Annotated in this window: 18 protein-coding genes and 1 riboswitch; of the genes, 7 read left to right on the plus strand and 11 right to left on the minus strand. The window is 70.6% G+C overall.

Annotated features, from left to right (window positions below):
* Positions 1 to 98: 98 nt before the first annotated feature.
* From ACIP4X_RS24175 to ACIP4X_RS24205, 7 genes are all read right to left on the minus strand, one after another.
* On the minus strand, positions 99 to 1,346 hold the full coding sequence (locus ACIP4X_RS24175) for a dipeptide ABC transporter ATP-binding protein (protein WP_358735741.1): 1,248 nt from the start codon (positions 1,344 to 1,346) through the stop codon (positions 99 to 101).
* Positions 1,343 to 2,437, minus strand: coding sequence for an ABC transporter ATP-binding protein (locus ACIP4X_RS24180; protein WP_358735743.1), 1,095 nt, complete (start codon positions 2,435 to 2,437; stop codon positions 1,343 to 1,345). The genes ACIP4X_RS24175 and ACIP4X_RS24180 overlap by 4 nt, the downstream gene beginning before the upstream one ends.
* Positions 2,434 to 3,441, minus strand: a complete 1,008-nt coding sequence (locus ACIP4X_RS24185; protein WP_358735745.1) for an ABC transporter permease — start codon at positions 3,439 to 3,441, stop codon at positions 2,434 to 2,436. Before ACIP4X_RS24185 ends, ACIP4X_RS24180 begins: the two co-directional genes overlap by 4 nt.
* Before the next feature lie 71 nt (positions 3,442 to 3,512).
* Positions 3,513 to 5,288, minus strand: coding sequence for an ABC transporter substrate-binding protein (locus ACIP4X_RS24190; protein WP_391458204.1), 1,776 nt, complete (start codon positions 5,286 to 5,288; stop codon positions 3,513 to 3,515).
* A gap of 35 nt (positions 5,289 to 5,323) precedes the next feature.
* Positions 5,324 to 6,322, minus strand: a complete 999-nt coding sequence (locus tag ACIP4X_RS24195) for an ABC transporter permease (protein WP_358735749.1) — start codon at positions 6,320 to 6,322, stop codon at positions 5,324 to 5,326.
* 784 nt (positions 6,323 to 7,106) lie between these two features.
* Complete coding sequence (locus ACIP4X_RS24200) at positions 7,107 to 7,889, minus strand: enhanced serine sensitivity protein SseB C-terminal domain-containing protein (RefSeq protein WP_358735751.1); 783 nt, start codon at positions 7,887 to 7,889, stop codon at positions 7,107 to 7,109.
* Between the two features lie 135 nt (positions 7,890 to 8,024).
* On the minus strand, positions 8,025 to 8,816 hold the full coding sequence (locus ACIP4X_RS24205; RefSeq protein ID WP_358735753.1) for an enhanced serine sensitivity protein SseB: 792 nt from the start codon (positions 8,814 to 8,816) through the stop codon (positions 8,025 to 8,027).
* A 160-nt stretch (positions 8,817 to 8,976) separates the two neighbouring features.
* A riboswitch (glycine riboswitch) is annotated at positions 8,977 to 9,073 on the plus strand.
* 158 nt (positions 9,074 to 9,231) lie between these two features.
* On the opposite strand from ACIP4X_RS24205, the gene gcvT reads away from it, so the two are divergent.
* The 4 genes from gcvT to ACIP4X_RS24225 all read left to right on the plus strand — a co-directional run bounded on the left by gcvT (position 9,232) and on the right by ACIP4X_RS24225 (position 13,771).
* Positions 9,232 to 10,359, plus strand: a complete 1,128-nt coding sequence (gcvT, locus tag ACIP4X_RS24210; RefSeq protein ID WP_358735755.1) for a glycine cleavage system aminomethyltransferase GcvT — start codon at positions 9,232 to 9,234, stop codon at positions 10,357 to 10,359.
* A gap of 110 nt (positions 10,360 to 10,469) precedes the next feature.
* Positions 10,470 to 10,847, plus strand: coding sequence for a glycine cleavage system protein GcvH (gene gcvH / locus ACIP4X_RS24215; RefSeq protein ID WP_358735757.1), 378 nt, complete (start codon positions 10,470 to 10,472; stop codon positions 10,845 to 10,847).
* 17 nt (positions 10,848 to 10,864) lie between these two features.
* On the plus strand, positions 10,865 to 12,127 hold the full coding sequence (glyA, locus tag ACIP4X_RS24220; RefSeq protein ID WP_358735759.1) for a serine hydroxymethyltransferase: 1,263 nt from the start codon (positions 10,865 to 10,867) through the stop codon (positions 12,125 to 12,127).
* A gap of 276 nt (positions 12,128 to 12,403) precedes the next feature.
* Complete coding sequence (locus ACIP4X_RS24225; RefSeq protein WP_391458199.1) at positions 12,404 to 13,771, plus strand: L-serine ammonia-lyase; 1,368 nt, start codon at positions 12,404 to 12,406, stop codon at positions 13,769 to 13,771.
* Positions 13,772 to 13,802: 31 nt separating this feature from the next.
* Here the strand turns inward: ACIP4X_RS24225 and ACIP4X_RS24230 are convergent, their stop codons facing one another.
* Positions 13,803 to 14,903: a hypothetical protein gene (locus tag ACIP4X_RS24230; protein WP_358737969.1), complete on the minus strand. Its 1,101-nt coding sequence runs from the start codon at positions 14,901 to 14,903 to the stop codon at positions 13,803 to 13,805.
* A 19-nt stretch (positions 14,904 to 14,922) separates the two neighbouring features.
* Positions 14,923 to 16,074: an SPFH domain-containing protein gene (locus tag ACIP4X_RS24235; protein ID WP_401350518.1), complete on the minus strand. Its 1,152-nt coding sequence runs from the start codon at positions 16,072 to 16,074 to the stop codon at positions 14,923 to 14,925.
* Positions 16,075 to 16,254: 180 nt separating this feature from the next.
* Between ACIP4X_RS24235 and ACIP4X_RS24240 the strand changes: the two genes are divergently transcribed.
* From ACIP4X_RS24240 to ACIP4X_RS24250, 3 genes are all read left to right on the plus strand, one after another.
* Positions 16,255 to 17,286 (plus strand): phosphatidylinositol-specific phospholipase C domain-containing protein, encoded by a 1,032-nt coding sequence (locus ACIP4X_RS24240; RefSeq protein WP_401350520.1) that lies wholly within the window; start codon positions 16,255 to 16,257, stop codon positions 17,284 to 17,286.
* Between the two features lie 90 nt (positions 17,287 to 17,376).
* A complete protein-coding gene (locus ACIP4X_RS24245) occupies positions 17,377 to 17,931 on the plus strand; it encodes a GH25 family lysozyme (protein WP_401350523.1) in 555 nt (184 codons plus the stop codon).
* A gap of 185 nt (positions 17,932 to 18,116) precedes the next feature.
* Entirely contained in the window at positions 18,117 to 20,405 is a 2,289-nt protein-coding gene (locus ACIP4X_RS24250; protein ID WP_401350525.1) for an N-acetylmuramoyl-L-alanine amidase, read from the plus strand.
* A gap of 76 nt (positions 20,406 to 20,481) precedes the next feature.
* Here ACIP4X_RS24250 and ACIP4X_RS24255 read toward each other — a convergent pair whose 3' ends face one another.
* Both ACIP4X_RS24255 and ACIP4X_RS24260 read right to left on the minus strand, forming a co-directional pair.
* Positions 20,482 to 21,669, minus strand: a complete 1,188-nt coding sequence (locus ACIP4X_RS24255; protein ID WP_358737960.1) for a hypothetical protein — start codon at positions 21,667 to 21,669, stop codon at positions 20,482 to 20,484.
* Positions 21,669 to 22,475: a polysaccharide deacetylase family protein gene (locus ACIP4X_RS24260; RefSeq protein ID WP_401350528.1), complete on the minus strand. Its 807-nt coding sequence runs from the start codon at positions 22,473 to 22,475 to the stop codon at positions 21,669 to 21,671. Before ACIP4X_RS24260 ends, ACIP4X_RS24255 begins: the two co-directional genes overlap by 1 nt.
* Between the last annotated feature and the right edge of the window lie 27 nt (positions 22,476 to 22,502).

The following is a 22,502-nucleotide window of genomic DNA, read 5'->3' on the forward strand; positions in this document are numbered from 1 at the left end:
CCCCCGGACACGACGAAGCGGGAGAGTGCGACGGCCGGGTCCACCGGCCGAGCACTCTCCCGCTCGGTCACGTACGCGGCTTCACCGCGCCGTTTCGCCTACTTCCCGCTCGGCTCCTGGCCGGCGGAGCCCTCGGTGCCGGACTCCGGGGAGTCGGACTCGGAGCCCTCCGCCGCCTCGCCGACCTCCGCGGCCACCGCGGCCGACGTCGCCGCCGACTCCGCCAGGACCTCGTCGGCCACCAGTTCCGCGGCCGCCTTGGCGGCCGTGAGCAGCACGGTGTCCTGCGGGGCCTGGTCCTCGAAGTTCTCCGGGTGGTGGCAGGCCACCCGCTGACCGGGCCTCAGCTCCTTGAGCGGCGGCTCGGTCGTACGGCAGATCTCCGTCGCCTTCCAGCACCGGGTGTGGAAGCGGCAGCCGCTCGGCGGGGCGATCGGCGAGGGCACGTCGCCGCGCAGCAGGATCCGCTCGCTCTTGCCGCCCTGGCGCTTCGGGTCCGGGATCGGCACCGCCGACATCAGCGCCTTGGTGTACGGGTGCATCGGCGCCTGGTACAGCGAGGTGCGGTCGGCGAGTTCGACGATCTTGCCGAGGTACATCACCGCGATCCGGTCCGAGACGTGCCGGACGACCGAGAGGTCGTGCGCGATGATCACGTAGGTCAGGCCCAGCTCCTCCTGGAGGTCGTCCATGAGGTTGACCACCTGGGCCTGGATGGAGACGTCCAGGGCGGAGACCGGCTCGTCCGCCACCACGAGCTTCGGCTTGAGCGCGAGCGCCCGGGCGATGCCGATGCGCTGGCGCTGGCCGCCGGAGAACTCGTGGGGGTAGCGGTTGTAGTGCTCGGGGCTGAGGCCGACCAGCTCCAGCAGCCGCTGGACCTCCTTCTTCACCCCGCCCTCGGGCTCCACGCCCTGGAGCCGGAAGGGCGCCGAGACGATCGAGCCGATGGTGTGGCGGGGGTTCAGGGAGCCGTACGGGTCCTGGAAGATCATCTGGATGTCACGGCGCAGCGGGCGCATCTGCCCGGCCTTCAGCCGCGTGATGTCCTGGCCCTCGAAGGTGATCGTGCCGCCCGTCGGGTCCTGGAGGCGGGTGATGACCCGGCCCATGGTCGACTTGCCGCAGCCCGACTCGCCGACGACGCCCAGGGTCTCGCCCTTGCGCACCTCGAAGTCGATGCCGTCGACCGCCTTCACCGCGCCGACCTGCCGCTGCAGGATCCCCTTCTTGATGGGGAAGTGCTTGGTCAGGCCCTCGACCCGGAGCAGCACCCCGCGGTCCGCGGAGCCGCCGTCGGAAGCCTGCGCCTGGCCGGCGGTGTCCGTCTTCTTCGTCTCACTCACAGCTTCGGCGCAATCTCTTCGGTCCAGATCCGCGTACGGTCCTCAGCCGAGAGGTGGCAGGCGGACCAGTGTCCGGTGGCCACCAGCTCCAGCTCCGGACGCACCGTACGGGTGACGTTCCCCTTGGGGACGTCCGCGTACGGGCACCGCGGGTGGAAGGCACAACCGGACGGGACGTTGATGAGGCTCGGCGGCTGGCCCTTGACCGGGATGAGCCGCTCGGAGGTCTCGCGGTCGATGCGCGGCATCGAGCCGAGCAGTCCCCAGGTGTAGGGGTGCTGCGGCCGCTCGAAGATCTCGTCGACCGGACCGCGCTCCACGCACCGGCCGCCGTACATCACCAGCACGTCGTCGGCGATCTCGGCGACCACGCCGAGGTCGTGCGTGATGATGATGACCGCGGAGCCGAACTCCTTCTGCAGGTCGCGGATCAGGTCGAGGATCTGCGCCTGGACGGTGACGTCGAGCGCGGTGGTCGGCTCGTCCGCGATGAGCAGTTCGGGGTTGTTGACCAGCGCCATGGCGATCATGGCGCGCTGGCGCATACCGCCGGAGAACTCGTGCGGGTAGCCCTCGGCACGCTTGTGCGGCTCGGGGATGCCGACCCGGTCGAGCATCTCGATGGCCCGGGTGCGGGCGACCTTCTTGCTCACCTTGTGGTGCACCCGGTAGGCCTCGACGATCTGGTCGCCGACCTTGTAGTACGGGTGCATCGCGGACAGCGGGTCCTGGAAGATCATCGCCATCTCCCGGCCGCGGAGCTTGCGCACCTCGTCCGGGTCGGCGGAGACCAGTTCCTTGCCGTCCAGCCAGATCTCACCGGACATCTGGACGTTCTTGCCGCGGGCGCCGAGCCGGTGCAGGCCCATGATCGCGAGCGAGGTGACCGACTTGCCGGAGCCGGACTCGCCGACGACGGAGAGCGTCTTGCCCTTCTCCAGCTTGAAGTTCAGCCCGTCGACGGACTTGACCAGGCCGTCGTCGGTCGGGAAGTGCACCTTGAGGTCGCGGACCTCGAGGAAGGCCGTCGGGGCCTGCGCGGTGGCGGCCGGCTCGCCCAGGGCGGCGCCGGTCTTGGAGAGTTCGGTCATGAGAGCCTCACCCGCGGGTCGGCGGCGGCGTACAGCAGGTCCACCAGAAGATTTGCGATCACGACGAAGAACGCGGCCAGCAGGGTCACGCCGAGGATCTTGGGCAGGTCGTTGTCGGCGATGCCCTGCACCGCGTAGGAACCGACTCCGTCCAGCGAGAAGACGGTCTCGGTGATCACGGCGCCGCCGAGCAGCAGGCCGATGTCCATGCCGAAGACGGTGATGATCGGGGTGAGCGCGGCCCGCAGTCCGTGCCGGACGACGACCTTGCCCTCGCCCAGGCCCTTGGCCCGCGCGGTGCGGATGAAGTCCTCGTTCATCGTCTCCAGCATGCCCGAGCGGGTGAGCCGGGCGTAGATGGCGGAGTAGAGCAGCGCCAGGGAACACCACGCGGGGAAGAGCGTGTTGGCCCACTGGGCGGGGTTCTCGGTGAACGGGATGTAGGTGCGGCCGAAGATCGGCCACTTGAAGACGAAGAGCAGGATCGCCAGGTTGCCCGTGAAGAACATGGGCAGGGAGACACCGGCGAGCGCGACACCCATGAAGGTGCGGTCGAAGATCGAACGCGGCTTGAGGGCGGAGATGACACCGACCGTCACGCCGGAGAGCAGCCACAGGACGGCCGCACCCGAGGCCAGTGAGAGCGTCACCGGCATACGGGAGGTCAGCTGGGGCCAGACCTGCTCGTGGGTCTTGAAGGAGTACCCGAAGCACGGCGCGTCGCAGTGCACCGCGGTGGGGCCCAGGTCATAGGTGGCGCCGGCCACGATCCCCTTGATGAAGTGCCAGTACTGGACGTAAAGGGGCTGGTCCAGACCGAGGTTCTGCTTGACCGCGATGATGTCGGCCTTGGAGGGGCTCTTGCCGATGTACTGCTGCGCCAGCTGGTCAGCGGACTGACCGGCGAGCCGCGGCAGCAGGAAGAAGATGGCGAAGGTGACCGCGGAGACGACCAGCAGCAGGAGCACTGCTGCGAACGTCCGGCGGAGGATGTACGAGATCACGGGGCCGGCGCCGGCGCCCGCGGGCCGTGAGGCCCGCGGGCACCAATGCCTTCACCTGCCTTCCGGGGCTGCTACTTCGTGGTGCCGATGTTGAGGTAGTCGTACTGACCGCTCCAGGCCGCCGAGGAAACCAGGTTCGTGGCGTTCTGCGGGCGGGCCAGCAGGACCTTGAAGTAGGTCAGCGGGACGATCACGGCGTCGTCCATGGTCTTCTTGTCGATCTGCGCGTACAGGCTGTTGCGCTCGGTGTCGTCCTGCGTCGCGATCGCCTTGGACAGCAGACCGTTGACTTCCTTGCTGTCGTACTGCGACAGGTTGGTGTTACCGGACTGGCTGATGGCCTCGCCGTTCAGGATCTGCTGCAGGAAGCCGTAGCCCGAGGGCCAGTCGGCACCCCACTGCATCATCATCAGACCGATGTTCTGCTTCTGCGTGACCTTCGGAACACCCGCGTAGTCGGTGAAGTACTTGCCCGACGGGTACTGCTTGAGGGTGGCCTTGATGCCGACCTTCTGCAGGGAGTTGATGATCGCCGTGGCGGCGTCGATCTCCTGCTGGCGGTCGGAGCGCGCCGAGATGTTCGTCGTGATCGACGTCTTGCCGCAGGCCTTCAGGTGCTCCTTGGCCTTGGCCTCGTCGCCCTTGTTGTCCGCGGTCGCGTAGACGTCCGACTTCTCGTAGCCGGTGATGTCCGGCGGCAGAACGGTGGAGGCGATCTCACCGCGGATCGGGCCGCCCTCGGCGGTCTGCACCGAGGCCTTGTCGATCGCGAACTGCACGGCCTTGCGGCACTCGACGTTGTCGAACGGCGCGACCTTGGTGTTGATCGCCATGTAGACCAGGCGGCCACCGAAGGTGTTGTCCGTGTTGGCCCGCTTCTTCGGGTCGCTGAGGACCTGCGCCTGGGTCGAGGCCTGGACACCCGTGCCGACGAGGTCGATCGCGTCGCCCGCGAGGACGTCCTTGTCGATCGTCTCGGGGTTGACCTTCATGTTGACGACGATCTTGTCCGGCAGCTGCGTGCGCAGCGGGTCGGACTTCGCGTCCCAGTTCTCGTTGCGCACGAGGACGACCTGCTTGCCCTCGGAGTAGCTCTCGAACTTGTAGGAGCCCGAGGACATGATGTTCTTGACGTAGTCGACGCCCTTGTCCTTGGCCTGAGGCACCGGAGCGGTCTCCGGGGCGGCGACCAGGTAGTCGAACTCCTGGAAGGCCTGCTTCAGGTGGAAGACGATGGTGGTGTCGTCCGGCGTCTCGATGGAGGACAGGCCCTTGGCGCTCTTGTCCTTGTAGGGGCCCTTGTACTTGTCGCCGCCCGCGAGGAGCTGCTGGAAGTAGTTGGGGCCGAGCGAGAGCACGTCACGCGCGAAGTTGGAACGCTCGACGGCGTACTTGACGTCCTTCGTCGTGATCGGCGTGCCGTCCTGGTACTTCAGACCCGCGCGGATCTTGTACGTCCAGGTCTTGCCGCCGTCGCTCGGGGTGCCCTTGCCCTCGGCCAGGTCCGGGACGAGGGTGTTGCCCTCGGTGCCGGCGCCGGGCTTGAAGGTCATCAGCGGGCGGGCCCACAGCCGGCTGAGGTTGTACATGTACGCGTAGTACGTGTTGCCCGGGTCGAAGGAGTCCGGGACGTCGGACATCTCGTAGGTGAGGGTCCCGCCCTTCTTGCTGGAGGCGTTGACGACCCCCTTGGTCGCGGCGTCGGCCCCAGCCGACTTGGTGCCGCTGCCGTTGTCGTTCTTGTTGTCATCGGCCTTGCTGCAACCTGCGACAAGCAGGCTGACGGAGCCAATGGCCGCAACCGCGGCCAGCGCTGACCTTCGCATGATGGGCGGGTTCCCCTCCATTGTACGGAAACTTGTTGTGCTCTCGGCAGCAGGCGTCAGCGGCTGCGCGGGTCGAGAGCGTCGCGGAGACCGTCGCCGAGCAGGTTGAACGCCAGGACGGTCACGAAGATGGCGAGCCCGGGCACGATCATGTACTGAGGATCGACCTCGTAGAACGTGACCGCTTCGCGGAGCATGCCGCCCCAGGAAGCCTGCGGGGGCTGGATGCCGACGCCGAGGAAGCTAAGGGAGGCCTCGAAGAGGATGTTGGTCGGGATCAGCAGCGTCGAGTAGACGATGATCGGGCCGACCAGGTTGGGCATCAGTTCCCGGAACAGGATGTACGGGCCCCGGGCGCCCATGCCCCGGGAGGCGTCCACGAACTCGCGCTCGCGCAGGGCGAGCGTCTGGCCGCGGACGATCCGGCCCAGGTAGGGCCAGTTGAAGAAGCCGATGATGAAGATCAGCACGCTGAGGTGCAGCGGCAGTCCGGTGAGGCCGAACGCGCCGCCCTGCAGGGTGGCGGAGATGGCGATCGCGAACAGCAGCAGCGGGAAGGCGAGGAAGGTGTCCATCAGCCGGCTGATGATCGTGTCGACGCGGCCGCCGTAGTAGCCGGCCACGACGCCCATGATCGCCCCGATGACGTTGGACAGGATCGTCGCGCCGAACGCGACCACCAGCGACACCCAGGATCCCTCGAGGATGCGGGTGGCGATGTCACGGCCGAACTTCGGGTCCACGCCCAGCGGGTGGTCCGCGCTCATGCCGCCCCAGGCGCCGTTGGGCAGCGAGGTGTTGGGGTCGATCAGATCCTGGTTGAACGCGTTGGGGTCGAGCCCGAACACGGCCTGGATGGGACGCGAGAGGATCGCGAGCAGGATCAGCAGGACCACGATGGCACCACCGGTGACCGCGACCTTGTCCTTCTTGAACCGGGTCCAGGCGATCTGTCCGAGGGAACGGCCCTCGATCCGCCGCTTGTCGGCACCAGCGAGCACAGCCTCCGGCTGCGTCTCGGCTGCCGCCCCGGTGGTCTCGATCGGTGCGGTCACAGTGACCTGACCCCTCTCGCCGGTGGTTGACCGGCCTTTTCTCCGCCGCTGTGGACGGCTTTGGTTCGATTGCCTGCTGCGCGATGGCGGCAGATGGATGCGGCACAACTGTCCGGCGGATCCCCCGATTGGTTCGATCACAGGATCGAAGGCCCTGCATCCGCGAGGCGAGTCTTCAACGCGCCGGCGATCACTCGCCAGGGCTGACCATGAATGGATGCGCAAACGTGATGCGGGTTGGGGGTTTCCGTTATCCGGACACAGGGTAGCGCCTCTCGAACGCCCTCTGCTCCACCCAACTGGCCGGATGCCAGCACGACTTGGCTCCTCCAGGGCGGTCGCAAACCAGACGAACAGCGCTTTCTCGTCCGGTACCGCCGTGCCGCATACGCCCTGCTCAGAGCGTTCCACAAGGCATTTTTCGCGCACGGGACGCGGCCCGTTCCGGCGGGAGATCCGGTGCCGGTGAACCGTCGTTCCGGTGCGGTGCGCGCGGGTCGGCGAGGGCGCGACGCGGCCCCGTCACCAGCATGTGGACAGGGGAGCCGCCGCCCCGGAGGCCGGACTTCCGGCCGCCTCCACGACCGGGTCGCGGCGGGGCATGACGGCCGTGAACCGGCACCCGGGGCCGGCGTCCCGACGGGCGGCCGGCGCCCCGGCCGCCCGTCGCGATCAGCATGGCGTGATACATCCACTCGCCGCGCGACGCGCCGATGTCACGGGCGGCGTCGACGGCCGGGATCCGGTTCGCTCCCGCGCCCGGACCGCCGGCCGGCGAACACGCTCAGTAAGCCCACTGATCCGGACGGGGATACCCGGCCGCCGGGGACGCGTGATGGACCTCACGGTCGTAGAACGGGCGGGAGTTGGCGCGCAGCCACATCGCGACCGGGTCGTACTCGTCGGACATCGCGACCGTCGACACCGGCAGCCCGTCGGGGACGGCGCCGATGGACTGCTGCATCATCACCCGCACCGAGTCGACCGCCGGCGGCGAGGTGTCGTACACGTCGAGCCCGATGGCGAGGTACGGCGCTCCGACCGCGGGCTGCACCCAGGCCCGGCGCAATGAGCGCAGGGCAGGGGTGCGTTGGGCGTTCTGGGTGAGCAGGCCGTAGAACTGCGCTGCCTCGACGGCCGGTTCGGACAGGCTGAGCGGGCCCGAGGGCTGGCGGTCCAGGCCGGTGGCGATGCGCCGCAGGTCCAGCCAGGGGACGCCGACGCCGCCGCCCGGGGCGTGCGGGTTCAGCCAGAGGCCGTAGTGGTCGGGGAAGAGGGTGCGGGCCACGTCGAGGCCGTCGACGACCTCGTAGGAGCGGTTCCAGCCGCTGGCCGACAGCTCCTGGGCGGAGGTCACGCAGGGGGCGTAGCCGTGCCCGCCGACCTCCATGTGGCCGTACTGGGCGTCGGGGGAACCGGCCTGACCGTGCCACAGCAGCATCCAGACCTGGCCGGAGGACGGGGTCGCCAGAGCGCGGAGCAGCGCCTCGTAGGCGTCGTAACGCCCGGGCGTCACCTGGCGCAGCGTCTGCTCGACCTGCCCGGCCGTGGTGCCGCTGGCGCTCACTTGTACCGCCCCTCCATACAACCGACGTTTCGACCGAGCCGTGAGCCCTAGCTTAAGCCGCCGTCCGGCGGCCGGGGACTCGCCGTGCGCCGCCGATCGCGGATCGTGTGCGCCCGCCCGCGTCCCCGGTCGGACTCAATGGCCGCGCTGGTAGAACGGGCGGACGTTCTCCCTCATCCAGTCCGCCACCGGATCCTGGGCCACGTCCAGCAGGACCAGGGTCACCGGCCACTTGGCCGGGTTGGCCGCCAGGGCGCGGCCCAGGGCGTCCAGGGGGGCGGCCTGCGGGTCGCCCTCCCACTGGGACAGTTCGACGCCCACGAACATGACCGGGTCGTCCGTCTCGACGGCGGCCAGGCAGCGGCGGGCGGTGCTGACCACGCCGGTCGCGGCGAACTCGGCACCGGCGGCGGCGAGGAAGTCCACCGGGTCGTCCTGCCAGTCGGGTTCGAAGAGGCGGACGCGGCCGCCGCTCGCCGGGCCGTCCAGCGGGGTGCGCCCCGCCCGGCACAGTTCGGCGACGGCGGCCGGCGGCAGCGGCAGGCCGACCACGCCGTCCGGGTTGAGCGCGATGCCGGCCTGCGGGGGCAGTCCGCGCGCGAACTCGACGGCGGGCGCCACGGTGAACGCCATGTGCGGGCCCGCGACCTGGCGCAGCTGCTCCTCGGAGCTGAAGACCGGCACATAGGCCTGGCCGTCGATGTCGAGCGTGGGCAGGTCGAGCGGGCCGCTGCGCGGGCCGCCGCCGTTGGGCAGGGGCACCCAGAGGTGGCTGCGGCCGAGCACCTCGGCGATGCGGCCGTCGGCGGACGGTACGCCGAGGGAGGCGGACAGCACCTCCTCCAGCTCGTTGCCGGGCCATCCGCCGTGCGGGTGGGAGTGCGCCTGTGCCGGAAGGTCTGCGGAGAAGTCCGCCGGGAAGTCCATCTGCTACCGCCTGCTGTGAACCACTGCTGTGGCCGAAAGGTTATCGGGTATTCGCAGGACGTAACCGTGTACTTACTGCCACAGGACGGTCACGGATGCCGACCTGCCGCGAAGCGGGCGGGGCGTGCAATGATGTCCGCGCAACTGCATATCGGCCGCTTGAATCCGCGCGGGAGAGTCCCCAGCCGTCTCGCTGGGGCGCCGAAGGAGCAAGTACCTCCCTTGAATCTCTCAGGCACCGTTACCGCGTGGGCGAGGCACATCTGAAAAGCGGGCCGCTGGCGCAGTGGCTCCACCCAAGGTGCAAGCCGTGCTCCGTCCGTCCGACGGCGGTCATGGCGAACCTCTCAGGTTCCGATGACAGATGGGGAGGACATGGATCCGTCCTCGTCCGTCATGCCTGGGAGACCGCCCGATGAGCAGTACCGAACCCGACCGCCCCCGCCGGACCGCGCTCGACGCGCTGCACCGCTCGCTCGGCGCGACGATGACCGACTTCGCCGGCTGGGACATGCCGCTGCGCTACGGCTCCGAGCGCGACGAGCACATCGCCGTGCGGACGAAGGCCGGCCTCTTCGACCTGTCCCACATGGGCGAGATCACCGTCACCGGCCCGCAGGCCGTCGCCCTGCTGAACCACGCCCTGGTCGGCAACATCGCCACCGTCGGCCTCGGCCGCGCCCGCTACACCATGATCTGCCAGGCCGACGGCGGCATCCTGGACGACCTGATCGTCTACCGGCTGGGCGAGACCGAGTACATGGTCGTCGCCAACGCCTCCAACGCCCAGGTGGTGCTCGACGCGCTGACCGAGCGGGCTGCCGGCTTCGACGCCGAGGTCCGCGACGACCGGGACGCCTACGCGCTGCTCGCCGTGCAGGGCCCCGAGTCCGCCGGCATCCTGAAGTCCCTGACCGACGCCGACCTGGACGGCCTGAAGTACTACGCCGGGCTCCCGGGCACGGTCGCCGGCGTCCCCGCCCTGATCGCGCGCACCGGCTACACCGGTGAGGACGGCTTCGAGCTGTTCGTGGCGCCGGGCGACGCGGAGAAGCTGTGGCAGGCGCTGACCGACGCCGGCGCGGACGCCGGTCTCGTCCCCTGCGGTCTGTCCTGCCGTGACACCCTGCGCCTCGAGGCGGGCATGCCGCTGTACGGGCACGAGCTGACGACCTCGCTGACCCCGTTCGACGCGGGCCTCGGCCGGGTGGTCAAGTTCGAGAAGGAGGGCGACTTCGTCGGCCGCGAGGCCCTGGTGGCCGCCGCCGAGCGCGCCGCCGCCGAGCCGCCCCGGGTGCTCGTCGGCCTGGTCGCCGAGGGCCGCCGGGTGCCGCGCGCCGGGTACGCGGTCGTCGCGGGCGGCGAGGTGATCGGCGAGGTCACCTCCGGCGCCCCCTCCCCCACCCTGGGCAAGCCGATCGCCATGGCGTACGTCGACGCCGCGCACGCCGCTCCGGGCACGGCCGGTGTCGGGGTGGACATCCGGGGCAACCACGAGCCGTACGAGGTCGTGGCGCTGCCCTTCTACAAGCGGCAGAAGTGACACGGCCGTAGCCGCCACGGAGGCGACGTGAGACACGTCACTCCTGGTCACGCACGCCTTTCGCACTCCCCATTCATCACCATTGACCCGCGTACAGGAGAATTCTGGCCATGAACAACCCTCAGCATCTGCGCTACAGCAAGGAGCACGAGTGGCTGTCGCCCGTCGAGGACGGCGTGGCGACGGTCGGCATCACGGAGTTCGCGGCCAACGCGCTCGGCGATGTCGTCTACGCCCAGCTCCCGGAGGTCGGCGACACGGTGGCCGCGGGCGAGACCTGCGGTGAGCTGGAGTCGACCAAGTCGGTGTCCGACCTGTACTCCCCCGTCAGCGGTGAGATCACCGAGATCAACGAGGACGTGGTGAGCGACCCGTCGCTGGTGAACTCCGCTCCCTTCGAGGGCGGCTGGCTGTTCAAGGTGCGCCTGGCCGAGGAGCCCGCCGACCTGCTCTCCGCCGACGAGTACGCCGCCGAGACGGCCGGCTGAGAATCGGACCTACGCACATGACTGTTCTCAACACTCCCCTGCACGAGCTCGACCCGGACGTGGCCGCCGCGGTCGACGCCGAGCTGCACCGCCAGCAGTCCACGCTGGAGATGATCGCCTCCGAGAACTTCGCCCCGGTGGCGGTCATGGAGGCCCAGGGCTCGGTCCTCACCAACAAGTACGCCGAGGGTTACCCCGGCCGCCGCTACTACGGCGGCTGCGAGCACGTCGACGTGGTCGAGCAGATCGCCATCGACCGCATCAAGGAGCTGTTCGGCGCCGAGCACGCCAACGTGCAGCCGCACTCCGGCGCGCAGGCGAACGCGGCCGCGATGTTCGCGCTGCTCAAGCCCGGTGACACGATCATGGGTCTGAACCTCGCCCACGGCGGGCACCTGACCCACGGCATGAAGATCAACTTCTCCGGCAAGCTCTACGACGTCGTCGCCTACCACGTGGGCGAGGACGGCCGGGTCGACATGGCCGAGGTGGAGCGGCTGGCGAAGGAGTCCAAGCCGAAGCTGATCGTGGCCGGCTGGTCCGCCTACCCGCGTCAGCTCGACTTCGCCGCGTTCCGCCGGATCGCGGACGAGGTCGGCGCGTACCTCATGGTCGACATGGCGCACTTCGCCGGTCTGGTGGCCGCGGGCCTGCACCCGAACCCGGTGCCGCACGCCCACGTGGTCACCACCACCACCCACAAGACGCTGGGCGGCCCGCGCGGCGGTGTGATCCTGTCCACCGCCGAGCTGGCCAAGAAGATCAACTCCGCGGTCTTCCCCGGTCAGCAGGGCGGCCCGCTGGAGCACGTGATCGCCGCCAAGGCGGTGTCCTTCAAGGTCGCCGCGAGCGAGGAGTTCCGCGAGCGCCAGCGCCGTACCCTGGAGGGCGCCCGCATCCTGGCCGAGCGTCTGGTCCAGGACGACGTCCGGGCGGTCGGCGTGGACGTCCTGTCCGGCGGCACGGACGTGCACCTGGTCCTGGTCGACCTGCGCGACTCCGAGCTGGACGGGCAGCAGGCCGAGGACCGCCTCCACGAGATCGGGATCACCGTCAACCGCAACGCGATCCCGAACGACCCGCGCCCGCCGATGGTCACCTCGGGCCTCAGGATCGGCACGCCGGCCCTGGCCACCCGCGGTTTCACGGCCGAGGACTTCACCGAGGTCGCGGACGTGATCGCCGAGGCGCTGAAGCCGTCCTACGACGCCGACGCGCTCAAGGCCCGGGTGAGCGCCCTGGCCGGCAAGCACCCGCTGTACCCGGGTCTGAACAAGTAAGTCCCGTTTCGAGGAGTGCCGTGGGGGGGGCGGCGGCCCCCCCCCCCCCCCCCCGCCCCCCCCCCCCCCCCCCCCCCCCCCCCCCCCCCCCAGGAGGGTGACCCCGGGCCCGACGCGGGGGTCTGCCCGCGGGGCCCGCAACCCCCCGGGTGTCCGGGGTTATAAACTTTTAGGCCGTTTTGGGGGGGGGGGGGGGGGGGGCCGCCCCCCCCCCCCCCCCCCACGGCGCCCCCGCCCCCTGGCACCCCCAGCACCACCCCGTCTTGAGGAGTCACCGTGGCCATCTCGGTCTTCGACCTGTTCTCGATCGGCATAGGCCCGTCGAGCTCCCACACGGTCGGCCCGATGCGGGCGGCCCGCATGTTCGCCCGCCGGCTGCGCAACGAGGGCCTGCTGGAGCGGGCCGCGTCGGTCCGCTCCGAGCTGTACGGCTCCCTCGGGGCGACGGGCCACGGCCACGGCACGCCGAAGGCGGTACTGCTCGGTCTGGAGGGCGCCTCGCCGCGCACGGTGGACGTGGAGACGGCCGACGAGCGGGTCGAGACGATCAGGACCTCCGGCCGGCTGAGCCTGCTCGGCGAGCACGAGATCGCGTTCTCCTACGACGACGACATGGTCCTGCACCGCCGCAAGGCGCTCCCCTACCACGCCAACGGCATGACCCTGTGGGCGTACGACGCCTCCGGGGCCGAGCTGCTGGCCAAGACGTACTACTCGGTCGGCGGCGGCTTCGTCGTGGACGAGGAGGCGGTGGGCGCGGACCGCATCAAGCTGGACGACACGGTGCTGAAGTACCCCTTCCGCTCGGGCGACGAGCTGCTGCGCCTGACGAAGGAGACGGGCCTGTCGATCTCCTCCCTGATGCTGGAGAACGAGCGGGCCTGGCGCACCGAGGAGGAGATCCGCGAGGGCCTGCTGGAGATCTGGCGGGTGATGGAGGCGTGCGTGGGGCGCGGCCTGAACCGCGAGGGCATCCTGCCGGGCGGTCTGAAGGTGCGCCGCCGCGCTGCCGTCACCGCCCGCCAGCTGCGCGCCGAGGGCGACGCGACGGCCCGCGCGATGGAGTGGATCACCCTCTACGCGATGGCGGTGAACGAGGAGAACGCGGCCGGCGGCCGGGTGGTCACCGCCCCGACCAACGGCGCGGCCGGCATCATCCCGGCGGTCCTGCACTACTACATCAACTTCATCCCCGGCGCGGACGAGGACGGCGTGGTCCGCTTCCTGCTCGCCGCCGGCGCGATCGGCATGCTCTTCAAGGAGAACGCCTCCATCTCCGGCGCCGAGGTCGGCTGCCAGGGCGAGGTCGGCTCGGCCTGCTCGATGGCGGCGGGCGCCCTCGCCGAGGTCCTGGGCGGCACCCCCGAGCAGGTCGAGAACGCCGCCGAGATCGGCATGGAGCACAACCTCGGCCTCACCTGCGACCCCGTGGGCGGCCTGGTCCAGATTCCCTGCATCGAGCGCAACGGCATGGCCGCGGTCAAGGCCGTCACCGCCGCCCGCATGGCCATGCGCGGCGACGGCTCCCACAAGGTCTCCCTCGACAAGGTCATCAAGACCATGAAGGAGACCGGCGCGGACATGTCGGTCAAGTACAAGGAGACGGCCCGCGGCGGGCTGGCGGTGAACATCATCGAGTGCTGAGGAGGTCCGGCCCGTGCCGCCGAGCGGGCCGCTACTTCCTGACGATCAGCCAGACGGTCAGGGCGATCAACGCGAGGGCCGCGAGTGAGGCTGTGACGATCTTGGCGGTGCTGTACGGGCGCTCGCCGGCCACCTCGCCGGTGCGGGCGTTCACCGTGACCTGCCAGGTGCGCCCGGCGTGGACGTAGGTGAGGAACCACACCGGGAGCAGCATCAGCTTGAAGGTGACGTCGGAGTAGTGGGTGTCGACCGACTCGACCCGCTGCTCGTCGCCGCCGATGTCGCTGCGGCAGTCGCCCTCGATGACCTCGGCCATCCGCTGCTTGGCCGTCTCCAGGCCCGCCTCGGGCTCGATGTCGTAGCGCACCGTCTGGAAGCCCGCCAGGTACTCCTCCTGGTAGGGCCTCGCCTCCTCCAGCGGCCACGGCGTGAGCTTGTCGAGCTGCTTGGCCGTGACATGGCCGGTGCCGGGCACCAGGACGTCGTCGAAGTCCCGGGACACCGTTCCGGAGGCCGGGTACCAGCGGGTGTGCCGCACCTGCTCGGTCACGGTGCGGGTCTCGCCGTTCTCGGTGACGGTGCGCGTCACGGTCTCGTAGTAGTACTCGCCGCGCCGGCCCCGGTAGTCGGAGACGGTGGCCGCGTCGTACGTCCAGTGGGGCAGGTAGCTGCCCTTGAAGGACTCCGCCTCGGTGACCTTCTTCAGGTCCTTGGGGGCGAACCAGCGCGAGGACGTCCAGGCGCGCAGCGCGTCCCGGGCGCCGTCGCGGTCGAGGCCGAAGGGCACGACGGCCTCGGGGACGACCCGCTCGGTGGCGCCCGCGTCGGCCACCAGGGGCGTGGCGCAGAACTGGCAGCGCACGGAGAGCGTGTCGCTCTCGGTGCGGGCCCCGCAGCCGGGGCAGACGAAGGTGTTCACGGAGCCGGGCCCGGCCAGCGGCTTGGCGGGGAGCGCCGCCAGCTCCTGGATCGGGTGCTCCCGCACCGCGCGCGGGACGGGCACGATGGCCTGCTGGTGCCCGCAGTAGGGGCAGCGCAGCGCGTCGGTCCCCGGGGCGTACTCCACGGTGGCACCGCAGGCCTCGCACGGGTACGAGCGGGCGGAGGCGGCGGTGGCCTGGTCCTCGGTCATGGTCGTCGTCCCCGCCCGGTCAGGCCTGGGGCGGCAGCGGCGGCGGGACGCTGCCGAAGAGGCGTCCGACCTCAGGGACCTGCTCGGCGGGGAGCCAGCCGGACATGCCGTTCTGCCAGACCAGGGTGGTCCGGGCGAGGGTGCCGGCGCCGATCAGACCGGTGAGCGCGGCGGTGTCGTACGGGCCCTGCTGGGCGCCGCCGACGCCGATGAACCACTGCTGCTGGGGCAGCGGCGGCGGGACGGCCGCGGGAGCGGCAGGCGCGGGCGCCGGGGCCGGGGCCGGGGCCGGGGCCGGGGCCGGGGCCGGGGCCGCGGGAGCCTGCTGCGGGGTGAGGCCCTCCGCCATGCGCCGGCCCAGCGCCATGCCGACGCCCAGTCCGACGCCCTCGCCCGCGGCGCCGGGGTTGCGCGCGGCGTCGCCGATCGCGTCGGCCGCCTGGAGCTGGGTGTACTGGTCGAGGTTGCCCACGATCCCCATCCGGGAGCGGGCGTCGACGGCGGCCTCGACCTCGGGCGGCAGCGAGATGTTCTCGATGATGAACTTGGGCACGGCGATGCCGACCGGGGCCAGCTCCTCGGTGAGGGCGGTCGCCAGCGCGGTGCCGAGCCCGTCCTGACGGGTGGCCAGGTCCAGCATCGGCACCCCGGCCGTGGCCAGGGCGGTCGCCAGCCGCCCCACGATGAGCTGCCGCAGGTACTCCTGCACCTCCTCGGTGCGGAACTGCGGGTCGGTGCCCGCCAGTTCGCGCAGCAGCGCGGCGGCGTCCACGACGCGGGCGGCGAAGGCGCCGAAGGCCCGCAGCCGCACCATGCCGAACTCGGGGTCGCGGACGATGACGGGGTTCTGGGTGCCCCACTTGAGGTCGGTGAACTGGCGGGTGGTGACGAAGTAGACCTCGGCCTTGAACGGCGAGTGGAAGCCGTACTTCCAGCCCTTCAGGGTGGACAGCACCGGAAGGTTCTGCGTCTCCAGGGTGTAGGTGCCGGGCGTGAAGACGTCGGCGATCTGCCCCTCGTTGACGAAGACCGCCGTCTGCGACTCGCGGACGACGAGCTTGGCGCCCATCTTGATCTCGTTCTCGTAGCGCGGGAAGCGCCAGACGATGGTGTCGCGACTGTCGTCGGTCCACTCGATGATGTCGATGAACTCACCGCGTATACGGTCCATCAGTCCCATGGCCCGCCCCCGTTTCCTCTGCTTCGGCGCACTTCGCGTCCGCACGATAGCAATCGCCGCCGCCCCGGAGGTCCGGCACCTGATCGAACCTGTTCCCCCGGGGGCTACCGCGCGGTAACCGTCCTTCCCTACGCTTCAGCTCAACTCAACTACAAACAAAGGGAGTTGGTCATGGGCGGGACGAGAAGACTGGCGGGCTTACTGGGTGCGGTGGCGCTCCTGACGGCGGTCCCGGGCAACGCCCGCGCCGCGGAGCCGACGTTCGCCGGTACGACGGCGATCGGTACGCACAACGCGTACGAGAAGGCCAAGTACACGTACTTCGCGCAGGCGCTGGACTCCGGGGCCTCGCTGCTCGAGATCGACGTCTACACCGACCCGCTCACCCGGCGCTGGCGGGTCAGCCACAGCAATCCGCTGGGCAACGACAACAACTGCGAGGCCGCGAAGACCCCCGGCGAGCTGTACGGCAAGAACCGCGACCAGGACCTCGGGAGCTGCCTGGACAACATCGCCGCCTGGCACCAGCTCCACCCCGACCACCGGCCCATCGTCTTCAAGATGGAGATGAAGAACGGCTTCAACAACACCCTCGGACTCGGGCCCGCCGCGTTCGACACCCTGGTGCGGCAGAAGCTCGGCGACATGGTCTACAAGCCGTCCGACCTGCTGGGCGGGAAGCACGCGTCGCTGGACGCCGCCGCCAGGGCCGACGCCTGGCCGTCCCGGAACGCCCTCAACGGCAAGGTCCTCTTCGAGCTGATCCCCGGCACGGTGGAGCAGGCCAACCCCTTCGACCACTACTGGACCGACCAGGAGTACGGCGACCACCTGCGCGACCTGTACGCGGCCGGGAACATCGCCTCCGCCCAGGCGTTCCCCGCCGTCCTCGGCGCCGCCGCGGGCGACCCGCGCGCGAGCCGCTACGACGCCTCGATCCGCCCCTGGTTCGTGTTCTTCGACGGCGACGCGGCGACCTACGTCACCAAGGGCTACGACACGTCCTTCTACTCCCGGAACCACTACATCCTGATCACGACGGACGCGGCCCAGGTCGCCCCGGCGATCTCCTCGACCAGTCCCACGGACGCGGAGGTGGCCGCCCGCCTGTCCCTCCTGGCCGGGCAGCACGCCAGCCTGATCACCTCGGACTGGTCGGCCAAGTCGGCCGTTGTACTGGGTTCGGTGGTCCCCCGGAGCTGATGTTCGAACGCCCTGAAGGGATCGCCCGTACCAGTTGTGGGGCAGAAGCCAACCAACGACTCCTCCCCGCAGCACCTTCAGGGAGTGTGCATGCTGCACGGCATCGATGTGAGCGCCTACCAGTCCTCCACCTACGGCACGAGCGGCCTCTCCTTCGACTTCATCAAGGCGACGGAGGGCCGCACGTACGTCAACTCCAAGCTCAACGCCCAGACCAAGCAAGGCCGCGACGCCGGTCTCGTGGTCGGCTTCTACCACTTCCTGTGGCCCGGCAACATCACCGCGCAGGCGGAGTACTTCGTCGCGCAGGCGCCCGAGAAGGCGGGCGACGTCCTGGCCGTCGACTGGGAGACGACCGGCGACGGCACGCACGCGACCAACGCCGAGAAGGACGCGTTCATCCGCAAGGTCAAGTCCCTGCGCCCGCACAACCGCGTCGTGCTCTACACGAACCGGAACTTCTGGCTCGACATCGACACCACCTCCTACGCGGGCGACGGCCTGTGGATCGCCGACTACGTCGCCGCCGGGGAGCCCCGGATCAAAGCGAAGTGGCTCTTCCACCAGTACACCGACGACCCGCTGGACAAGGACGTGGCGAACTTCGCCAGTGCGGCCGCGCTGCGCCAGTGGGCGGACGTCTGATCCGGGGCGGCACCGGATACCTCCGTCCCGGTGCGGGACGGCCGGGTGATCCGCGTCACCGGCAAAGCCCGGCCTGATCACACAACCGTGGACGGATCCCGCGGGTCTACTGTGCGAGCCGTCCCGCCTCTGCGTGCGGCGGCTCCACTCTTCTCGCTCCTCACGAAGGACACCGCGGATCCGCTATGGGTAGACCTCGCTACATCTGGGGTACGGCTGCCGTCGTCACGGCAGGGATCGTCGGAGGGCTGTTACTGACCACGGACTCCGATCAGCCGGGCAAGGGCACCGAGGGTGACGCCAGGCCGGGTCCCGTCACGAGCCAGGCCCGCACGGCCGCGCTGACGGCGGGCGAGCACGGCACCAGTGCCGCGCTGAAGCAGGAGCGGACCGAGCCGTTCAGCATGCTCGGCATCACCTGGAACGACCCCTCGGCGCACGTCGACGGCACGATCGAGACCCGCACCCGCGTCGCGGGATCCGGCCAGTGGTCGCAGTGGCTGAGGCTGGACGGCAGCGGCGGTCAGGGCGAGGCGGCCGCCCGGCGCGGCGGTACGGAACCGGCCTGGGTGGGCCCCTCCGACGGCGTGGAGGTGCGGGTCACCGCGGGCGGACGCACGTCCGACCGGCTGCCCGCCGGGCTGCGTCTGGACATGATCGACCCGGGCAGGGCGGCCACGGGTGCCACCGGGGCGATGGAACCGGCGGCCTACGGCGTCGACGCGCCCGACGATCCGTCCGAGTCGCCCGACCCCGCGGCCGGCCAGCCGGCCGACACCCCGCCGGAGGAGACACCGCCCGGCGACGAGCCCACCACGGAGCCGGCCGAGTCCGAGACTCCGGCCGCATCCGTTCCGCCGAGCCAGGCACCGAGTCCCACCGCACCGGTCTCCCAGCCTCCGCCCACGACACCCGCCCCCAGCGCCACCACGTCCGCGGGGCCCCCGTCCACCGTTCCCCGGCCGGCCATCGTGTCGCGGGCCGAGTGGGGCGCCGACGAGTCGATCAGCCCCGAGGCACCCGACTACCTGCCCGGCGGAAAGATCAAGGCGGTGGTGGTCCACCACACCGCCGAGACCAACAACTACACCTGCGCCGACGCCCCCGCGATCGTCCGCGGCATCTACGCGTACCACGTCAAGCAGCTCAAGTGGAAAGACCTCGGCTACAACTTCCTCGTCGACAAGTGCGGCACGGTCTACGAGGGCCGCAAGGGCGGGGTGGACCGGCCGGTGATGGGCGCCCACGCCTACGGCTTCAACTCCGAGACCACCGGCATATCCGTCCTGGGCACCTACACCGACGTCGCGCCGAGCGACGCCGCGCTGACCTCGGTCGCCCGGATCGCCGCCTGGAAGCTGGGACAGTACGGCGTGGACCCGGCCGGCACGGCGACCCTCACCGCCGGTGACAGCGGCGTCAGCTATGCCCGCAAGACCTGGGCCAAGGGCGCCAAGCTGACCCTGCCGGCCATCCACGGGCACCGTGACGGCTTCAACACCCAGTGCCCCGGCAACGCGTACTACGCCAAGCTCCCCACCCTCCGCGCCTGGGCCGCCGGCCCCGTCACCGGGCTGGCGATCAAGTCCGTCACCGGAGCGGGCCTGTCCGGCACGACGTACTACACCAAGGGCGCGATCACCGTGGGCTGGACGGCGACCACCCCGTCCGCGCTGATCGGCGGGTACGAACTCCTCGTCGACGGGCAGCCGGTGGCCAAGGCCGCCGGGACCGCCACCTCCGCCAAGGCCACGCTGACGCCCGGCAGCCACCAGGTGCAGGTCCGCGCCACCCACCAGTCCGGGAAGACGGCCGTCTCGGCGGCGGCCACGGTGGTCGCGGAGACCACCGCACCCACCTTCCCCACCAAGCCGGCCCTGGCACTGCGCGCGGGCACGGTGAACACGACCGCGGTCCCGGTCACCCTGAGCTGGAAGGCGGCCGACGACACCGTGCTGAAGGAGGTCAGACTCACCGCCCCGACCGCCGCCACATACGGCCCGACGGCGACCACCGCCGCCCTCACCGCCACGTCCGGCGCGGCGACCACCTGGTCCCTGACCGCCTACGACCAGGCCGGCAACACCGGCACGGCCGCCGTGTCCGGCACCCCGGTCCTCGTCCGGGAGACGGCCGCGACGAAGACCGGCACCTGGGCGAGCAAGTCCTCGGCCAGCTACCTGGGCGGCCAGTCCCTGGGCAGCTCGGCCAAGAACGCCTCCCTGACCTGGACCTTCACCGGCCGCTCCGTGGCCTGGCTGGTCTCCCGCGCGAGCACCTCCGGGCAGGCCGACATCTACGTCGACGGCGTCAAGACCACGACGGTCGACCTGAAGTCGGCGACGACCAAGTACCGCGACGCCATCTGGACCAAGACCTGGCCCACCAGCGCGAAGCACACCGTCAAGATCGTGGTCGTAGCCACCGCAGGCCGCCCCGCCGTCACCACGAACGGCATCGTGTACCTCAAGTAGCCCCCGTACGGAACGGGCCCGGCGCCGGCCTTCGCCGCCGCCGGGCCCGTCTCATGTGGTTCGGGTCCGGGTCCGCTCAGCGGAAGATGCCCGTGTGGCCCAGGGAGTAGCGGCCCGGCTGGGGGTAGACCGCGAGGCCGTGGGGGCCGCTGCCCACCTTGATGCGGGCCAGTTGGGCGCCGGTGCGGGTGTCGATGGCGTAGACCTCGGAGTTGTAGCGGCCCGACAGCCAGAGCACCTTGCCGTCGGCGGAGACGCCGCCCATGTCGGGGCTTCCGCCGTTCGGCAGGCGCCACTTCTTGGTCAGCCTGTCCTCGGCGAAGTCGAAGACGGAGATGGTGCCCTCGCCGCGGTTGGAGACGTACATCTCGCGGGAGTCGCGGCTGACGTACAGGCCGTGGGCGCCCTTGCCGGTGGGCAGGAAGCCCGGCTTGCCGAAGGTGTCGCCGTCGAGGATCCACATCCCGTTGGCCACCATGTCGGCGACGTAGAACTTCTTGCCGTCGGGCGAGATCTTCACGTCCTGCGGCATCGCGCCGCGGATGTCCAGCTTCTGCCGGCCGACGACCTCCATCCGCGCGGTGTCGACCTTGAGCAGTTCGCCGCTGAACTCGCAGGAGACGATGAAGTAGCGGCCGTCCAGGGAGAAGTCGGCGTGGTTGACCCCGGAGCAGGTGACCGGGACCGCCTTCGCCGTCTTCATGGTGTGCGCGTCGCGGAAGACGAGCTGGTGGTCCTTGGAGGCCATGACGACGGCGTACTTGCCGTCGGGCGTGAAGTAGAGGTTGTACGGGTCGTGCACGTCGACCGGCTTGCCCGCCTTGCCGGTCCTCGGGTCGATGGGCGTCAGGGAGTTGCCGAGGTCGTTGTTGACCCACAGCGTCTTCAGGTCCCAGGACGGCACGACGTGCTGGGGCTGGCGGCCCACCGGGATGGTCTCGATGACCTTGTACGTCGCCGGGTCGATGACCGTGACGGTGTTGGAGTTGGTGTTGGGGACGTAGACGCGGGACGGGAAGTCCCTGACCACCGGCGAGAGTTTGCCCGGGCGGTCGGCGGCGTAGACGTCGGCCGGGTCGAGGACCGGCGGCATGCCGGGCAGCACGTCGGCCGCCTGCTGCCGCTCGGGCCGTACGGGCTCCTTGCTGCCGAGGGCTTCGTCGGCGTGGTTCTTCGAGCCCCCGCCGGTGCAGGCGGACAGCGCGGTGAGCGCGAGGAGGGCGGCGCCGGCGGTCAGGGCCCGGGCGAATCGAGTGGGTGGCATCAGCTCAGCAGCTCCGTGGTGGTGACCGCGTGGAGGCCGCGGCGGTCGAGTTCTTTGAGTACGTCGGGGAGGGCGGCGACCGTGTCCGGGTATCCGAAGTGCAGGCTCACCACGGATCCGTTCCGTACCTCCGCCAGGACCTTGCGGGTGACGGCCTGGGCGCCGGGCCGGGTGTAGTCGAGGGAGTCGACGTCGTAGGACAGCACGTGCGGGTACCCCGCCGCGCGGGCCAGCCGCTGGACCAGCGGGGAGGCGGTCGGGGCGCGCGAGGGGCGGAACCAGGTGCCGATCGAGCCGGTGAGCCGCTTCAGCCGGTCGGCGCAGCCGGTGATCTCCGCGCGGGCGCCGGCCTCCGCCATGTCGTTGACGGCCACGTGGCTCTGGGTGTGGTTGCCGAGGTCGTGGCCGCCGTCGAGGATCCGGCGGGCGAGCTGCGGATACTGGTCGAGCCACGTGCCGACGGCGAGCACGGTGAGGCGGGCGCCGTGCTTCTCGGCCGCGGTGAGCAGGCCGCGGGCGGTCTCGGGGTCGCCCTGGCCGTGGAAGGTGAGGGCGACGCGGGGCCGGTCGCGCGGGCCGTGGGTGATCTGCGCGGGCTGCCGGGGGAAGGCGCGCGGCGCGGGCGCGGCCCGCGGGGTGGCGCCGGACGGGGACTCGGCGGCGGGGGCCGAGGACGCGGCGGAGGACGCGGCGGCGTGGGGGGCGGCACCGGTGGAGGAGCATCCGGCGGCGAGCCCGGCACCGGCGACGAGCCCGGCACCGGTCCGCAGCACGCCGCGGCGGTCGGTCGTGGTCACCCGCACCATTTAAGAGGCGGAGAGTAAGAAAACGGG

Source organism: Streptomyces sp. NPDC088817 (assembly GCF_044750345.1).
Classification (GTDB): domain Bacteria; phylum Actinomycetota; class Actinomycetes; order Streptomycetales; family Streptomycetaceae; genus Streptomyces.

Excerpts from the sequence above, each read along its gene's own strand:
- ACIP4X_RS24260 (WP_401350528.1), bottom strand. The coding sequence starts at position 22,475 with ATGGTGCGGGTGACCACGACCGACCGCCGCGGCGTGCTGCGGACCGGT.
- ACIP4X_RS24250 (WP_401350525.1), top strand. The coding sequence starts at position 18,117 with ATGGGTAGACCTCGCTACATCTGGGGTACGGCTGCCGTCGTCACGGCA.
- ACIP4X_RS24240 (WP_401350520.1), top strand. The coding sequence starts at position 16,255 with ATGGGCGGGACGAGAAGACTGGCGGGCTTACTGGGTGCGGTGGCGCTC.
- gcvH (WP_358735757.1), top strand. The coding sequence starts at position 10,470 with ATGAACAACCCTCAGCATCTGCGCTACAGCAAGGAGCACGAGTGGCTG.
- glyA (WP_358735759.1), top strand. The coding sequence starts at position 10,865 with ATGACTGTTCTCAACACTCCCCTGCACGAGCTCGACCCGGACGTGGCC.
- gcvT (WP_358735755.1), top strand. The coding sequence starts at position 9,232 with ATGAGCAGTACCGAACCCGACCGCCCCCGCCGGACCGCGCTCGACGCG.
- ACIP4X_RS24205 (WP_358735753.1), bottom strand. The coding sequence starts at position 8,816 with ATGGACTTCCCGGCGGACTTCTCCGCAGACCTTCCGGCACAGGCGCAC.
- ACIP4X_RS24235 (WP_401350518.1), bottom strand. The coding sequence starts at position 16,074 with ATGGACCGTATACGCGGTGAGTTCATCGACATCATCGAGTGGACCGAC.
- ACIP4X_RS24190 (WP_391458204.1), bottom strand. The coding sequence starts at position 5,288 with ATGGAGGGGAACCCGCCCATCATGCGAAGGTCAGCGCTGGCCGCGGTT.
- ACIP4X_RS24180 (WP_358735743.1), bottom strand. The coding sequence starts at position 2,437 with ATGACCGAACTCTCCAAGACCGGCGCCGCCCTGGGCGAGCCGGCCGCC.
- ACIP4X_RS24245 (WP_401350523.1), top strand. The coding sequence starts at position 17,377 with ATGCTGCACGGCATCGATGTGAGCGCCTACCAGTCCTCCACCTACGGC.
- ACIP4X_RS24230 (WP_358737969.1), bottom strand. The coding sequence starts at position 14,903 with ATGACCGAGGACCAGGCCACCGCCGCCTCCGCCCGCTCGTACCCGTGC.
- ACIP4X_RS24255 (WP_358737960.1), bottom strand. The coding sequence starts at position 21,669 with ATGCCACCCACTCGATTCGCCCGGGCCCTGACCGCCGGCGCCGCCCTC.